At 43.5% G+C, this 13,799-nt stretch carries 19 protein-coding genes; 13 read left to right on the top strand and 6 right to left on the bottom strand.

Annotation, left to right across the window (positions count from 1 at the left end; all coding sequences use genetic code 11):
- Window position 1: 1 nt before the first annotated feature.
- From ACJMNB_RS08045 to ACJMNB_RS08025, 5 genes are all read right to left on the bottom strand, one after another.
- Window positions 2-655, bottom strand: coding sequence for a hypothetical protein (locus ACJMNB_RS08045; RefSeq protein WP_405341110.1), 654 nt, complete (start codon window positions 653-655; stop codon window positions 2-4).
- A gap of 102 nt (window positions 656-757) precedes the next feature.
- Complete coding sequence (locus ACJMNB_RS08040) at window positions 758-1,525, bottom strand: hypothetical protein (RefSeq protein WP_405341107.1); 768 nt, start codon at window positions 1,523-1,525, stop codon at window positions 758-760.
- A gap of 9 nt (window positions 1,526-1,534) precedes the next feature.
- Window positions 1,535-2,242, bottom strand: a complete 708-nt coding sequence (locus ACJMNB_RS08035; RefSeq protein WP_405341104.1) for a hypothetical protein — start codon at window positions 2,240-2,242, stop codon at window positions 1,535-1,537.
- A gap of 9 nt (window positions 2,243-2,251) precedes the next feature.
- Window positions 2,252-2,965 carry a hypothetical protein gene (locus ACJMNB_RS08030; RefSeq protein WP_405341101.1) on the bottom strand — a complete coding sequence of 238 codons (714 nt, stop codon included), beginning with the start codon at window positions 2,963-2,965 and terminating at the stop codon, window positions 2,252-2,254.
- A gap of 17 nt (window positions 2,966-2,982) precedes the next feature.
- Entirely contained in the window at window positions 2,983-3,189 is a 207-nt protein-coding gene (locus ACJMNB_RS08025) for a hypothetical protein (protein WP_405341098.1), read from the bottom strand.
- Window positions 3,190-3,413: 224 nt separating this feature from the next.
- Here ACJMNB_RS08025 and ACJMNB_RS08020 point away from each other — a divergent pair, with 224 nt between their 5' ends.
- From ACJMNB_RS08020 to ACJMNB_RS08005, 4 genes are all read left to right on the top strand, one after another.
- Complete coding sequence (locus tag ACJMNB_RS08020; RefSeq protein ID WP_405341095.1) at window positions 3,414-4,121, top strand: DUF6884 domain-containing protein; 708 nt, start codon at window positions 3,414-3,416, stop codon at window positions 4,119-4,121.
- On the top strand, window positions 4,118-4,711 hold the full coding sequence (locus ACJMNB_RS08015; RefSeq protein ID WP_405341092.1) for a GIY-YIG nuclease family protein: 594 nt from the start codon (window positions 4,118-4,120) through the stop codon (window positions 4,709-4,711). The genes ACJMNB_RS08020 and ACJMNB_RS08015 overlap by 4 nt, the downstream gene beginning before the upstream one ends.
- 242 nt (window positions 4,712-4,953) lie before the next feature.
- Window positions 4,954-5,115, top strand: coding sequence for a hypothetical protein (locus tag ACJMNB_RS08010; RefSeq protein WP_405341089.1), 162 nt, complete (start codon window positions 4,954-4,956; stop codon window positions 5,113-5,115).
- A 13-nt stretch (window positions 5,116-5,128) separates the two neighbouring features.
- Window positions 5,129-5,728, top strand: coding sequence for a hypothetical protein (locus ACJMNB_RS08005; RefSeq protein ID WP_405341086.1), 600 nt, complete (start codon window positions 5,129-5,131; stop codon window positions 5,726-5,728).
- Between the two features lie 4 nt (window positions 5,729-5,732).
- Here the strand turns inward: ACJMNB_RS08005 and ACJMNB_RS08000 are convergent, their stop codons facing one another.
- On the bottom strand, window positions 5,733-6,341 hold the full coding sequence (locus ACJMNB_RS08000) for a hypothetical protein (RefSeq protein WP_405341083.1): 609 nt from the start codon (window positions 6,339-6,341) through the stop codon (window positions 5,733-5,735).
- A gap of 119 nt (window positions 6,342-6,460) precedes the next feature.
- Between ACJMNB_RS08000 and ACJMNB_RS07995 the strand changes: the two genes are divergently transcribed.
- The 9 genes from ACJMNB_RS07995 to ACJMNB_RS07955 all read left to right on the top strand — a co-directional run bounded on the left by ACJMNB_RS07995 (window position 6,461) and on the right by ACJMNB_RS07955 (window position 13,799).
- Entirely contained in the window at window positions 6,461-7,372 is a 912-nt protein-coding gene (locus ACJMNB_RS07995) for an MBL fold metallo-hydrolase (protein ID WP_405341080.1), read from the top strand.
- A 23-nt stretch (window positions 7,373-7,395) separates the two neighbouring features.
- Complete coding sequence (locus ACJMNB_RS07990) at window positions 7,396-8,571, top strand: deoxyguanosinetriphosphate triphosphohydrolase family protein (RefSeq protein ID WP_405341077.1); 1,176 nt, start codon at window positions 7,396-7,398, stop codon at window positions 8,569-8,571.
- Between the two features lie 67 nt (window positions 8,572-8,638).
- Window positions 8,639-9,424 carry a hypothetical protein gene (locus tag ACJMNB_RS07985; RefSeq protein ID WP_405341074.1) on the top strand — a complete coding sequence of 262 codons (786 nt, stop codon included), beginning with the start codon at window positions 8,639-8,641 and terminating at the stop codon, window positions 9,422-9,424.
- 12 nt (window positions 9,425-9,436) lie between these two features.
- Entirely contained in the window at window positions 9,437-9,601 is a 165-nt protein-coding gene (locus tag ACJMNB_RS07980) for a hypothetical protein (RefSeq protein ID WP_173387921.1), read from the top strand.
- A 271-nt stretch (window positions 9,602-9,872) separates the two neighbouring features.
- Complete coding sequence (locus ACJMNB_RS07975) at window positions 9,873-11,225, top strand: DnaB-like helicase C-terminal domain-containing protein (RefSeq protein ID WP_405341071.1); 1,353 nt, start codon at window positions 9,873-9,875, stop codon at window positions 11,223-11,225.
- 27 nt (window positions 11,226-11,252) lie between these two features.
- Window positions 11,253-11,930, top strand: a complete 678-nt coding sequence (locus ACJMNB_RS07970; RefSeq protein ID WP_405341068.1) for a hypothetical protein — start codon at window positions 11,253-11,255, stop codon at window positions 11,928-11,930.
- A 26-nt stretch (window positions 11,931-11,956) separates the two neighbouring features.
- Complete coding sequence (locus ACJMNB_RS07965; protein ID WP_405341065.1) at window positions 11,957-12,592, top strand: hypothetical protein; 636 nt, start codon at window positions 11,957-11,959, stop codon at window positions 12,590-12,592.
- A gap of 15 nt (window positions 12,593-12,607) precedes the next feature.
- Complete coding sequence (locus tag ACJMNB_RS07960; RefSeq protein ID WP_405341062.1) at window positions 12,608-13,267, top strand: hypothetical protein; 660 nt, start codon at window positions 12,608-12,610, stop codon at window positions 13,265-13,267.
- Complete coding sequence (locus tag ACJMNB_RS07955) at window positions 13,260-13,799, top strand: hypothetical protein (protein ID WP_405341059.1); 540 nt, start codon at window positions 13,260-13,262, stop codon at window positions 13,797-13,799. Before ACJMNB_RS07960 ends, ACJMNB_RS07955 begins: the two co-directional genes overlap by 8 nt.

Raw genomic sequence — 13,799 nt, 5'->3', positions numbered from 1 at the left:
ACTATTTTGATTTCTTTTTTACTTCATCATCAACTATTTTTTGATATTGCCATATAATAAAATCTAATTTTTTTACAGGATTTATATTTTTAAAATCGTTTCCTATATTTCCATCCAAATACTCAATAATCGGATTCAACAACTTATTTTCGATGACTCTTTTATATTCAATAACGAGTTTCTCATAAAAATCAATAAATTCATCCTTTTCAGGAGTTGACTTTCGATTACAAAAGAAATACCAAACTTTTGAATCGTATATTGGATAATTATGATTAATTGTATGAAGTAATTTTGTGGAAAAAGAAGGATAGAACTTTTTCTTTGCTTCTGGAGCAATTTTTTTTATACAGTCGGCAATTTCAACAACTTTATTTACTAAAACATTTTCTTTGTCGACTTCAGATGTGGCATTTTTCATTAATTCAAAGTAAAGGTCATTAAATTCTCCTGAAATTATTGGCTTTAACTTGTAAAAATAGTTGTAATTACTTTTATATGCTTTATCTGTGCAATCAATTGGTGAGTTGATTGTGTAAAGGTACCTTTGCACAGCAGTTATTTTTTTTGCATTAAGATTCGCAAGAATTTTTTCTTTCTTAGAAGATATTTTTTCATATTTTTCATTAAGTTTTTCTGGTTCCAGTATTCTCATATACAATCTCCTTTCTTATTTTCTATAAATATACCACAGAAAGATTCAAAAATCAACAGAATAAGTCGCTATTTTTCAGATTAAAATGATCTTATCACCTTTTTAGAACGGAATATCGTTTCCGTATTCACTCTTATATTGTTCGCATTCGTCTTGCAACATTTTGAGGCAACGACGGAGTTCAGTGGCGAACTTTCTGGGTACAGGAAACGATGGCGGAAGAACATTAACTACGGCGGGGTGCGAGTGTCCATAGCCAATTTCTCCGTCATTGCTGACATTGTAATAAACAACGGTGTAGGCATCATCAGAATCGTCAGGATGAATGAAGGAAAAATCCTTCCCGCGAGTCCGATGCCGTTCCCATATGGGTTTCATATACTCAACACTCGGTGGCAGGTTCCAGATTATGGCTAGCCGCACAAAATCTTGACCAACAATTTCTACGATATCGCCTTCTTTAAAGGGGATGGTCTTCAAGTCGCGCCCGTAAAAACCAGTATCGCCAAGATCAACGTTTTTTCCGTTGAATCGCCGAATACCCGAAACTTCACATTTTTGCCACAGTTTGCCGTCTCTCAAATAGCGTCTTCTTGAAAGAGCGTCTCCGGTATAAAATGTGCCTCCCATCGGCTTTTCTTCTACAAGAAAACTATAGGTGTCAACGTCATTTGCAAGTTTCCGAATCTGCTTTTCTGTCTGCGCCAACGACTCAAAAAATCCTGTTTCCGACTCAAAGATGCCGAAACCCGGCTCGGCATAACCCTTCCGTTCAATCTTATCCTTATCTACGCGGTACGCAAGCTTTTCACATGGCTCAAATTTGTAAACGTGCAGAATAAATATGCTCTTGTAGTTCCTTGTACCCATAAGGGCCTCCTATTTATTGAAACTCTTTTGAAAGAGTTCATCCCATTTCCAGAGAATTTTGTTGGCGTTTTGCTTTTGCTCTTTTTGTGCATCCGAGACCGATTTCTTTATTCTCTTGCAAAGCGATTCTTGCATATCTATTTCTTCGTTCTTGAATTCAACTGTAGTGATGCCACCCGAAGAATCTCTTGCTATTTCAAATACGCCCGCATATTTGACACGGTTCTTGCATAATACGCAACGAATGATGAACTTCGCCGTTTCGGGAACGTTCAAATTCGCGATATTGTCCATGTTTTCTTCACAGGAACTCAGTAGAATGTACGAATCTCTGAGCGCCAATTTACTTTTGAACGAAAAATCTTTTGCGCCTGACACATCTGGATTTACAAAGAAAAAGCGATGTGTATTTTGGGCTACATCACTCACCAATAGGCAATGCGTAAATGGATAGCTTACGAAGGGTTCATCCAAGACGTCAAAAATAGAGACGAAATCGTCTGAATTAACGAGGACATCCAAATGACAAAGTGGTTTACCGGTTTCTGACATTTGGAAAAAGATTTCCAGCTGATCTTGCCTGATATCGTATTCGTTACAGCTTAATATCAGCCGTTTGACGGAATGCCAAACATCCTTGCATTCGTCTTTATTGGGGTACGACATTTCAACAAAGCTTTTCAGCACTTTGTATTTCTGAAATTCATTTAACGTCATACGGGCCTCCTATTTTGCGTTGGTTGTTGCGAAATAAAATTCGCTTTTGTAATGAGCCTTCAAATAGGCAAATTGGTAAGCAACGAAGGTGTAAATTGACACGAGAGTTTTGCGGACGGCAGGCTTTGTGTATAGGAGAAGAAGATCCCATATTTGCAAAGCGACTTGTTGGTCATACCCTTTGTCTACGCACCGACAAATAATCTCTGGTTCAAGTTTCGCCATTTTCTCAGGATTTCTTTTGGCGAGCATGTGACGAACTTCCTCTGCATTTTCTGGAGGGTATCCCACAATTTCGCAAAGAATATCTGTCACTTGCTCTTGGTAAACAATCATGCCGCGGGTAGCCGAAATAATCGGTTCCAAATCTGGGTGAATACCGCTATATTCCCATACGCCTCTCTTTATATCGATATAATCGGTAATCAAATCAGATGTCGCGGGCCTAAACGCTCTCGCAGGTCCACATAACGCGCATAAAGTCATTAATTCTTCGAAGCTATCTGGTTTCAGCTGTTTCGAATATTTTTGCATGTCAGGAGAGTCAAAGCCGAATACGCCATCTGTATCCCCGTTCCTGAATAGGTCTAGTGTTTTCTTATCGTCTAAAGGGATACGGCTAATGTCAACACGAATGTTCTGTGTTTTTTCAATACAATCCAGAATTTTCCGCATAGTAGAAAGCGGATATGGTTCCAAAAGTTGGTTGTTTTCGCTTCGCATATACGTCTCGTTCACAATTAGATATCCCAAGGACCATCCGAAATATCATCCGGATAGGCGTAAACATATTCGCTTGAAGCCGGTTCAAGCCTTGCAAATAATGTGTGGAAATTTATTTTTCCTTCTCGTCTAATGGCATCCGCAATACGATGGACTACCTCGGCAAACGAGACTCTGCCGGGCAATTCGCTATGGACCTTATCAATCAATTCTTCTTGCGTCATATTCTCTCCTAAAATAGGTTGACGCAATAAAGATACATCGGTTATGCGACAATTACAGACGGATAGTAACCGTCATGAAAAAAGCCCCCCAGAAAATGACTTCTGGGGGAGGGACGACATTTTTTTCAATTTATTATCACAAACAACACTTTTTAGCATAAGACTCGCTCATTTTTGGTTGTTTTGATGTTATTTTTAAGGGGTAAGAAATGAAGGAGACTTGTATGGGAGACAAACAAGGCATAGGCGAAATATTGACCAAAATCGAAGATCTTAAAAAGGACAATGTTCGCATTTACGGGAATCGAAAAGCTGACATTCTGTTTATAACTGGTTGTACAAGTAGTAAAAGCGAGGTGGGTGGAATAATTTCAGCATATTGTCGGTATACAGGAGCTGCATCGAAGCAAATGCTCTCTTTTTTCAAAGATAATTGCGCTTCTTTAGATAGGGATAGATTCCTTGATTTGTATGTTTTGTCTGCTGGCTACGGCCTTATCCCTGTTGATGGAAAAATCCAAAATTACAATGTGACATTCGCGAAAAGAACCTCCCATCAAAAAGAAAAAATGGCTGAAAAATTGAAGCTAAATCAAAATTTTCAAAATATTCTTAATCAAGGTTACAGACTAATTATTCTGCGGCTCGGAAACGATTACATTCAAGCTTTAAATTCTGTGGCACCTGCTGGCGGATACAAAATTCCTGAAGGAACAAAAGTATGTTATTTAAAACCAAAATCAACGCAAGAAATTTTGTTGCAAGGGGCTGCATTTCCAATAAAAGTTTGTGCATCTGATCTCAGAAAATATGGTAACAATATTTCGTACCAAGATGGAATTTGGAGCGATTTTTTAAAGATGCATCAAATGGATTCTGTTGAGAAAATCAGCAAAAGTATCACTGGTAAAATAGAGGATTTGTTAAAATGAAATTTGAACAACAAAAGCCTGTTTGCGATATTCGGATTTCTAAGGAAGGAATCGGAAAAGATGTGGGGATTTATTGTTGGTGGTTTAGAGATGATTGCCTTAAGAATCTACTAAGTAAAATTTCGAAGTTTGTTGATTTGAATCGTCTAAATATCGAAAAGAATCAACATAAAACTTTTAACAGTACCCCATACACAGCTCTCTATATAGGAATCGCAGCCGGTAAAGACGGAATTCTCGGACGATTCAAGTGGCACATTGAACAAAAACATTCTGTATCCAATGTATCAAAAGGATATCTATCGACACTCCGTAGGACACTCTCTGCACTTCAAGGCTTTAAACTGTTAAAAAACAATACCGAGGTGAATCCTCAGTTTCAAGAGAATCTGAACGCGTTCATGAACGAAAACTGCATGTTGGAATGGAACTATTATCCAAAGAAGACAAAAAAGGAACTGGAACAAATTGAAGAAGAAATCATTAACTCAGGCTATTTTCCGCTAAACATCCAGGGCAACCGGCAAGTTTCAAAGGAATTGCGCGAAAAACTGAGTGAGCTGCGAAAAAGCGCTTGTTTAGCGCCATAAAATCACTCTTTAAACAAATCATCCGGCGTCACAAGGTTCTAAATTCGGTTGGTATATGGGTCGGGCTTCAAACCTTCAGCGCTGACGAGTGTCCACATTAAAATCTTTTCTATCGAGATTTGACGGATTATAAGCTTTGAATGCTCAAAGCTTCCTTGAAGATTTGGCCAAACAAAATTTCCTTCAAACGTCATCAGTTGTCGCATGGCGTGACTATCTTTATGAAAAAAAGGAGATTGTATATGACATTGAAGGAAAAAATAGCCGAACTTTCTCGCGAACTTAGACCGATGTGCTACGCTAAAAACAGAAACCTCGCTTCAGAAATCAATAGCGCGCTCATGAAACATCTTGACGAACATCCCGAAGATCGCAAGGCGTGGTTTGGACACCACGAAGATTAGCAGGAGGTTTATTATGACAGAAATGAAAAATAAGGTAATTGGTAATGCTGTGAAGGCAACCCGAGAACAGCAAAAGGCTTTTTGCTATTACAATTATATCCGCGAGTTTTACGGTTACTTGCTGGATTCTATTGGATGGTCCTTGGAACCCGAAGACGCTAGTTTTAACCCGGCTACAGCACCTGCCGAAAAAGTTTTTGCGCCGAGAGTTGATGAGAAAATAGCGACATCAAAAGAGGTTGCTGCCGACAAGTGCGCCCGAGCCATTGCCGCTTACGAACGAATGATTGAAGTTGTTACGGCGTGGAGTGTTGAAAAATACGAACAGGAAAAAGAAAAGCGCGAATGGGGCTTACAAGACCCCGAAAAATTTGCCTTAACAAGTATCGCCGAGATGCTTTTGATGCCTGCGATTTGGTATGAGTTTGACGCTCGTTCGCAAAAGGAACTCGCTAAGCTCGGCGACGACGCCCAAAGCGACGTAATGCTGATGGACGCACTTTCCCTTGAAGACCATATTTCTAAGCTATTCGCAAAACAAAAGGGCTGTCTGGAAGAATTTTTACCCCGAAAACTCGAGGAATTGAAAGAATTGCTATCCGAGGTAAAATGAAAAACTATTTAAAAAAACTCAAATCGCTTTCGCCAAGGATTATATTCTCTTTGCCTGCCGCCCAAAGAATAAAGTCTATTTTCTTTGTTTCAGATATTTCCGACACTCCAAAAGTATCATCAAAGAACTTTATAATTTTTGTACCCGTTTCTGACGTTATAAGCTTCTTGTAGCCCTTGCAAATTTTTCCATAAATCTCAACAATTTTTTCAAAGCGATTTTCTTCATCAGCAGCAGTTGCTTTTTGCTTTTTGACAGGAGTTTTAATTCCCAACTGATAATTAACGACTATAGAATCCCATATCGGCTTTTGGTCACAAATAGTGTGAAGCATTTTACTGGCAAAAGATGCTTCCAATCTTTGAATATCTTTATTTTTCCACAATTTTTTTAGGATGGCCTCAAAATCTGCATTTTGGGGCGAATAATTTTCAAATTCCTTAAAAAAAGCCTTTCGCCACTTTTCATTTCTTCTTACTCTATAAAAGCCCGTAAATTTCCTTTGAAATTCTTCATTGGATGGAGTCTTTTTCAACGCCCTAATAAGATTGTATTTTTCTAGGCCATCACGAATCTTCTGTATGTTTTCTGCGCTGATTTTGATTTTTTCCATTAGCCCCCCCCCTTTCTACCGTCTTTGCGGCACCATAAATTTATTTCTCTATAGCATAATATAATCTAAAAAAACAAATAAAGCATTCTTTTTTATATTCACTCTAAACAGGAGTCCTTATGAAAAAGCGTTTTCTCCCTCTCATTGCCATTGTGGCATCTTTCGCCGTATTCGGCTGCAGCGACACCAAGACCCCCGCTACTGAAAAAACGGCGGAGCCTGCCAAGCCCGCTACGGAACCGGCAGAAAATGCAGCTGCTGCAGAAGTCGCGAATGTCGTTCAGGTCGCCAAAACGATCAAACTCGCGAATGGCGCAAGCGTGACCTGGATTCAGGACAATCAGGACGAAAAGCTGAACCCCCGCAGCCTCTTTAGCGACGCAAGCGATTCTCTGTTTGCAAGTTTAAATTTGCCCGATGGCATTCCGGCATCGGTGAGCGTATTCCTGCTGCAGGTCGATGGCAAGAACATTCTGTTTGATGCCGGCCTTGGCGCGTTCGGCGGCCAAATGTTGAACCGCCTTGAAGCCCTTGGTGTAACACCCGAAAACGTCAACTTCATTTACTTGACGCACTTTCATGCGGATCATATTGCAGGCATGATTGCAAAAGACTCTGCTGGCAAAGACGTGAGGGTCTTCAATAATGCGACGGTTTATGCGGGCAAAGTGGAATACGATGCTTGGATGAACGACATCGCGAAAAATGATTTGCAGAAGGTGATTATGGGCATCTATAAAGATAGCCTGCACTTGTTCGCTTTTGGCGATACGTTGCCGCAGGGGGTGATTGCACTTGACGCCGTGGGGCACACGCCCGGCCATACTGCGTTCCAGTTTAGTAACCTGCTCGTGATTGGCGACTTGATGCATGGTTACGCCTTGCAGAAGGATCATCCTGAAATCAATTCCAATTATGACATGGACAAGGAAAAGTCCATTGAAAGCCGCAAGCGCCTAATGCAATATGCTCGCGACAACAAACTCACCATGGCCGGCATGCACTTGCCGCCTCCGGGATTTGCAGAATAGCTCCGCGCAAACAAGGATTTTCTATGGAATGGAATGCTGAAACGAAGGAACGTATCGAAGTGCGCTTGAATGCGAAAGAAGCGTCGCTTGCGCCTTATGCCTGCAAGTCCGCTCAGGCGGTTCGTTTTCACGAGGCTCCCGAAGATCTCCGCCCGAACTTTTTCCATGATTCGGACAAGATAATCCATTCCTATTGCTACAGCCGCTACATCGACAAGACGCAAGTTTTTTACCTGGTCGAAAATGATCACATCACGCACCGTGTGCTTCACGTGCAGCTGGTGGCGAAAATCGCAAGAACCATCGGTCGATTCTTGAATTTGAACGAAGACCTGATTGAGGCAATTTCATTGGGCCACGATGTGGGCCACACGCCTTTTGGCCATGACGGCGAAAAAATCATTTCGGTCTTCTTGCAAGAACAAGGCGCAGGCGTTTTCGAACATAACGTTCAGAGCTTTAGGCTTTTCCACGACCTCGAAGCCTACGGAAAAGGCTTGAACCTTACCGCACAAGTTCTCGACGGAATCATCTGCCACAACGGTGAAATTCTGCAGAACAGTTATGGTTGCGACCGCAGCAAGACTCCCGAAAAGTTGCTGATAGAATACTGCGAAAGCCTCAAGGGTGATTTCAAGTCGAAAGACATGGTCCCCATGACGCTCGAAGGCTGCGTCATGCGCATCTCGGATGTGATTGCGTACGTAGGCCGCGACATCGAAGACGCCATCATCTTGAAGCTGGTGGAACGCGAAAGCCTGCCCCGCGAAGTTACGGAAGTTCTTGGTAACAAGAACGGCCAAATCGTCGACACGTTGATTAAGGATCTGGTTAACAACAGCATTGACAAGGAAATGCTCAGTTTCTCGCCGGCTGTTTATGATGCGTTGAATTGCCTGAAAGATTGGAACTACAAGAACATTTACCAGAACCCGAAAAAGTCAACGCAAGACGAAAAAATCAAGGCGATGTTCCGGACCGTTCTGGCCGAATGCCTCGAAGAGCTCGGCTCTAACAAAAAAGTCACCGGCATCAATCATTGGTTCAATTCCATGAGCGCCGAATATAAGGAGGCAACCCCCAAGCCGCGTGTTGTCGCCGACTATGTCTCCGGCATGACCGATGACTACCTGATGAACGCCTACAAGGAAATTGTAATCCCCAAGTCGTTCGGGATCAGCTTTGCTGAAAAAGTGTAGTTTTATTGTCATTTTATGACATTAAATTAAGTCTATATTTATAGGTGACTCTAGAAAGGAGGCACCTATGGCAACTATCTTTATTGACGACTCCAAGCCGTTTCCTGTTATTTCCAATCAGCCTGACAATAGGCACGAATCGACCCAGGAATTTTTCAAGCGACAGGCGGCAGGCCTGAAACTGATTAGCGACGAAATGGAACAAGAAAACTGGGAGCAAGAGGAATTGCGTAAGTTTCAGGAAAAGAGTTTTGAACGCAAGAAAAAGTTGCTGTTCGACAACCTGGACCTCATCATGCGTCACCGGGACGAAATCCTTGCGACACCGTGCTACGCCAACATTGATGTCCATTACGCCATCAAGGGTGGCGGACTGTACGTAGGCCCCTTGCTCACTTCAAGGGCGCTCAACATTGCAGGCAGTATCGTTAGGGTCAATCTCAGGCTCGCAACACTCCTGCGTGTTTGGGAAACCGACCAGTTTCGCGTAGACTGCAAGTGCGGCTGCACTGCCCTTATCCGCAGCTTTACCGGATCGCCGCTTTCGGGCAGTTCTCGGGCGACTGCGTATTGCCCCGAATGCAAACAAGAAACTCGTGTCGGTAACCGCAGTTTCGGCAATTATTACTGGCATTTGCAGAAAACTCTTTCCGAAGACGTCGAGGCCGTCGCGAGGAATTTTATTGCCAAATGGACTCTCGCCGAAACGGAACACGAAAAGAAGGTGGCCGAAGGGAAATACAAAGATCCCAAGCCAGGTGACGAATTCCATGGCGACGGCACGCCCTGCAATCTCGAAACGATGATTAACGAATTGCGGCTGAAGGAATTTGAGGAATCCAGCACCAACTAAAAGGAGCAAACTATGACACTCGAAGAAAAAGTAAAGGAACTGTATAACGAATTGAAACCCAAGTGCCAAGCCGAGGGTTTGAACCTGAATTGGGAAATCCATAAAGCCTTAAGACGATTCCGCAAGGAACATCCCGATCTGGATGACCAATGGGCCAGAGAGGCGGAGGGGCTGTAATGTCGGAGAAAATGTCGGTGCAAATGTCGGTATAAACGAGCGTGAAGTAATAGAAATGGATTCAGAAAATTCTCGTATATCGGCAAAAGAGGTTGCAGTATGAATGAAAAAGTGCAAAATATGCAAAAATAATTCCTAACACCATTTAAACCATGAACTTCATTGATTTCTTGATGGAACCCCAAGGCTTGCTTTCCTTGGGCTGATATAACCAAAGTTGCGACTGTATTTGTCGCATGCCTGTCGTATATTATAAAAAAAGGAGTAATATATGACACATGAAAAAAGTACAGATGGTTTAGGTGGTATGGCCGCAGCAGAAATGGCCAAGGCTTTCCGCTACTACAATTACATGCGGGAGTTTTATGGTTACCTTTGCGATTCGCTGGATTTGGTCTTTGAAGACGACTGTAATGAATTCGACCCGGCGTATGCTCCGGCTGAGAAGGAGTTTCCGCCTACCGACGGAATAGATGAAAATTCTACCGCTAGGGCGCTTGCGCTTGACAAAATGGCTCGGGCTATTCGCGCCTATGAAACAATGCAGACAATCGTTGCGGTTCTTGACGAAAAGAGCGTTGAGAATGCAGCGAAAAATCGCGGAATGATGCAGGATTCCCACAAGTTCGCTCTTACAAGTATCGCGGAATGGTTCCCGATGCCTAGTATTTGGCGGGAATTTGACGAATCGACGCAAAAATGGCTTGACAAGTATTCTGGCGATGCTCAAAGTGCCGTGTCGCTGATGGAATCGCTTTCGCTCGAATCTGCAATCCACAAGATTTTCGCGGAGCAGAAGGAATGCCTTGAAAAATTTTTGCCGCAAAAAATTGAGGAACTAAAAAAGTTGCAGACTGAAATGGACTCTTCATACAAAGGTAAAGCGGATTGGTCAAGTCAATTTCGTCGAGGAGAATTGACAATTCTTGCGGCGCGACCGGGAGTTGGAATGAAAACGTTTGCATTGAACGTTGCAGAGAATGTGGCGTTGGATGACGGCAAGGGTGTCGTTTATTTCGATCTGAATAATAGCTGTGCGCAACGCAGCGAGCAACTCCTTTGTCAGCGTGCTAATGTGGACTATTGCAAAATTGATGAGGATACCCTCGATAAAACCGAGATGAAAATGCTCATGACGGCGGTGGGTGAAATCATACATTCGCATTTACGAATTGAAGACGCTACTGATATGAGTCTTACTGAACTTGCGCGAAAAGCAAGGCTTTACAAGCAGCTTAAATCACTAGATGTTCTGATTATCGATTACTTGCAGCTACTGAAGGTTCAATCGAACACGAATAGGGATGAGTCTCTAAAGAGGGCGGCTTGGACGCTGAAAAATCTTGCCGTGGAATTGCATATTTCTATTCTGCTCCTCTACCCGCTTGGCAGAGAAACGTCTGCTGAACAGGAACGGCCCCAGTTGTCTGACTTTATCGAAATTCCGGGCGTTACGCAAGAAGCCGATGCCGTTTGGATTCTTGACCGCGCCTTTATGCGCACCCACCGCGAAGAAGATAGAGAAAAAGCGGAACTCTCCATCGTCAAATCCGGTGACAACTCCGAGAAAAACATTCCCTTGCGCTTTACGCGCAAGAAAGGGTTTGCTTTGGCTGAAGCATGAATTTAAAAGCGAAAAAATGGAGTTGACATGAAACTATTTGATAAACTTCCCGCAGCGACGGGAAAAAGTATGACTTACGCCGGTATCGGGCACAGGGTTTTGGGCGGCTTTCGTGAGCCGAATACGAATGAGCCCGTAGAAAATGTGATGGCGTGGATTGCCGGCGAACTTGAAAAGTTCGGGTACACGCTGAACAGTGGCGGCGCCAAGGGTGCCGACGCGGCTTTTGAATACGGCGTGAAACAGCCTGCGCACAAGAACATCTTCCATCCAGAAGATGCGACTGAAACGACGCGAGCCATTGCGCGGGAGCTGCACCCGGCTCATGAACGCCTGCATGGCCACGCTCTTGATTTGTATGCCCGAAATACGAACCAGATTTTCGGACGCAATCTCGACAAAACGGTTGATTTTGTGGTGTGCTACACCAAGGACGGATGCGAATCGCATGAGACACGCTCCAGGGATTCGGGCGGAACGGGACAGGCCATCGAAATGGCGACACGCAAAGGCGCGAAGGTGTTCAACATGAAAAATTCCGACTGGTTCGAACGTCTGAAAAAATATCTCGTGAACGTGGCCGGAATTGCTGCTGCAAATGCTCTGGATTTCCCGAAAACCTTCGTGAAGGTACCAGATTCTAAAACTGCACCGAAAATGAACGATACGCAAATTAAGGCCTTGATGAAGTCCATGAGAAGGTGATTTTGCTTAATTGTCAAGGAGGTCTTATGAAATACGAAGATCGCAGAAGTCAGGAATACATCAATAGCATAATGGAATGCCTGATTAAGGACGACGGCTGGATTGTTGCGCGAAAGAAATGCAAACTTGAAGAAGAACATCATCAAGATATGCAACTATTGGCACGGAAAGTCATGGCCAATGCTCGCTTTGAACACAGCAAGGAAAATATCGCCAAGCTGTTGCTGCTGAACAAGCGACTCCATAAACTGCAAGATGAATGTGCAAAAGTCACCTTCGATATGTACAGGGACATGAGGGCACTCATGGCGCAAGGCAAGTCGTATTACAAGACTTTTGGCATTGAGTCGTTTATTGTGTATGAATCAGAAGAGGACTGGGAGGGCGACGTTTCCGGTCTTTACGATTCCTACGATAGGGCGAATCGTTTTCAGGTGAATCTCAATGACGCTCCCGGCAAGGAACCCGCCGATTACAAGGATTTGAACGCCTGGCACGAGGAACTGAGCTGGAACATTGAAGGGCTTGACCTGCCTGAATTCAAGGACGAATATATCTGCTTTGCGATGCACAAGTTCTTTGCCGATGGCGATTATTCCCTCGAAGATGCCATGCGCATGAAACTGGAAGATTTTTACGTCCATACCGAGATTCATATATAGGTATAGTGAGGCCTTATGCACATGACAAGCGTTTATCAATTAGTGGCGACGATTCTCCCGAATGGCGTTGATGGCGAAAAGGTCCAGCACGACCTTGGAATCTGGACGACGTTACGCGATGCCAAGAGGCAGATGAAGGAATTTGTGAAGGATGGCGATTTCTTTTGCCCTGTCTATTGCTATTCTATCCAGTTTCTCCCGCTGGATAACGATTTGGATTACCAGTCCGAGCGTAAGATAAACGTTTATTCGCCCGATGGCAAGTTGCAGATCAAGGAATTCAACATGGTCTCATGTGGGGCGGGATGGAGCAGGGAACTTAATCTTAATATCCGTGCGTACGTTGATATGGGTCCGAAAAAGAAATCATACTTCGTTCTGTACAATCATTGGCGCCCCGGGCTTGCGACCAAGTGCGCGCGGATCTCCTTCTTGGAGCCGAAATATGAATTGGGCGCGTCGTACAACAAGTCAATTTGGGTTCTGGATGACCGCGAGAAAGAAATCTTGTGCGAGTTCCTAAAATCACCGAAAGATAGCGGTTGCGACGGCGTTCACAATGTATGGCAAAAAGCAATCTCTGCATTCAACAACGAAGTCGAAGGTGTTGACGACAGTCGCATGCTGCCCGAAGACTTGCCCATACCGGATTATAGGATGCTTAGCAATGAGTAAGAGAATGACAAGTTTTTTGATTTGGCGCATGGTGCCGACAGAAAAGTCGCGCCTTGAAGGCGATAAGATTCTGTGGATGGGCGTCAAAAAACAGGAAGGCTTCGAGATAGATTATGACCGCCAGATTGTCTCGTTCGTTCCTGCGCGGGATGATTACGAGATTCCCGAATACACACCGATGGTCGACTATTCCACATTGGGCGATGTTCCCGTGTGGTCCATTTTCTGGGGAAAAAGGGTCGGTGACTATAACGTGATTCCGTTGATATATGCATGGAAGGGTATAAACAACTGGGTGTTTAAGGATTTCGAACTTGTGAACTTTGTTGAAAAGTTGCTCGATTCCGTCATTGAGAAGTACATAAACGTACACTCTGAGGAAGTTACGGTGATTGTCCCGAATGGGAATATATGCTACAAGTTTGTCGCGGAAAGAATTCTCATTAAGGCGAATGAATGTCGATCCGGGAACGGATGCCTGATTGAGGGGAGAGTACATACACTGCGGTTGAGGATGGCGACTCGAAAATAA

This window comes from Fibrobacter sp. (assembly GCF_045131395.1).
In the GTDB taxonomy this organism is placed as follows: Bacteria; Fibrobacterota; Fibrobacteria; order Fibrobacterales; family Fibrobacteraceae; genus Fibrobacter.
The sequence above is the reverse complement of the archived record's forward strand: the minus strand, read 5'-3'. Positions and strand labels throughout refer to the sequence as shown.

Excerpts from the sequence above, each read along its gene's own strand:
- ACJMNB_RS08045 (WP_405341110.1), bottom strand. The coding sequence starts at position 655 with ATGAGAATACTGGAACCAGAAAAACTTAATGAAAAATATGAAAAAATA.
- ACJMNB_RS08040 (WP_405341107.1), bottom strand. The coding sequence starts at position 1,525 with ATGGGTACAAGGAACTACAAGAGCATATTTATTCTGCACGTTTACAAA.
- ACJMNB_RS08035 (WP_405341104.1), bottom strand. The coding sequence starts at position 2,242 with ATGACGTTAAATGAATTTCAGAAATACAAAGTGCTGAAAAGCTTTGTT.
- ACJMNB_RS08030 (WP_405341101.1), bottom strand. The coding sequence starts at position 2,965 with ATGCGAAGCGAAAACAACCAACTTTTGGAACCATATCCGCTTTCTACT.
- ACJMNB_RS08025 (WP_405341098.1), bottom strand. The coding sequence starts at position 3,189 with ATGACGCAAGAAGAATTGATTGATAAGGTCCATAGCGAATTGCCCGGC.
- ACJMNB_RS08020 (WP_405341095.1), top strand. The coding sequence starts at position 3,414 with ATGGGAGACAAACAAGGCATAGGCGAAATATTGACCAAAATCGAAGAT.
- ACJMNB_RS08015 (WP_405341092.1), top strand. The coding sequence starts at position 4,118 with ATGAAATTTGAACAACAAAAGCCTGTTTGCGATATTCGGATTTCTAAG.
- ACJMNB_RS08010 (WP_405341089.1), top strand. The coding sequence starts at position 4,954 with ATGACATTGAAGGAAAAAATAGCCGAACTTTCTCGCGAACTTAGACCG.
- ACJMNB_RS08005 (WP_405341086.1), top strand. The coding sequence starts at position 5,129 with ATGACAGAAATGAAAAATAAGGTAATTGGTAATGCTGTGAAGGCAACC.
- ACJMNB_RS08000 (WP_405341083.1), bottom strand. The coding sequence starts at position 6,341 with ATGGAAAAAATCAAAATCAGCGCAGAAAACATACAGAAGATTCGTGAT.
- ACJMNB_RS07995 (WP_405341080.1), top strand. The coding sequence starts at position 6,461 with ATGAAAAAGCGTTTTCTCCCTCTCATTGCCATTGTGGCATCTTTCGCC.
- ACJMNB_RS07990 (WP_405341077.1), top strand. The coding sequence starts at position 7,396 with ATGGAATGGAATGCTGAAACGAAGGAACGTATCGAAGTGCGCTTGAAT.
- ACJMNB_RS07985 (WP_405341074.1), top strand. The coding sequence starts at position 8,639 with ATGGCAACTATCTTTATTGACGACTCCAAGCCGTTTCCTGTTATTTCC.
- ACJMNB_RS07980 (WP_173387921.1), top strand. The coding sequence starts at position 9,437 with ATGACACTCGAAGAAAAAGTAAAGGAACTGTATAACGAATTGAAACCC.
- ACJMNB_RS07975 (WP_405341071.1), top strand. The coding sequence starts at position 9,873 with ATGACACATGAAAAAAGTACAGATGGTTTAGGTGGTATGGCCGCAGCA.
- ACJMNB_RS07970 (WP_405341068.1), top strand. The coding sequence starts at position 11,253 with ATGAAACTATTTGATAAACTTCCCGCAGCGACGGGAAAAAGTATGACT.
- ACJMNB_RS07965 (WP_405341065.1), top strand. The coding sequence starts at position 11,957 with ATGAAATACGAAGATCGCAGAAGTCAGGAATACATCAATAGCATAATG.
- ACJMNB_RS07960 (WP_405341062.1), top strand. The coding sequence starts at position 12,608 with ATGCACATGACAAGCGTTTATCAATTAGTGGCGACGATTCTCCCGAAT.
- ACJMNB_RS07955 (WP_405341059.1), top strand. The coding sequence starts at position 13,260 with ATGAGTAAGAGAATGACAAGTTTTTTGATTTGGCGCATGGTGCCGACA.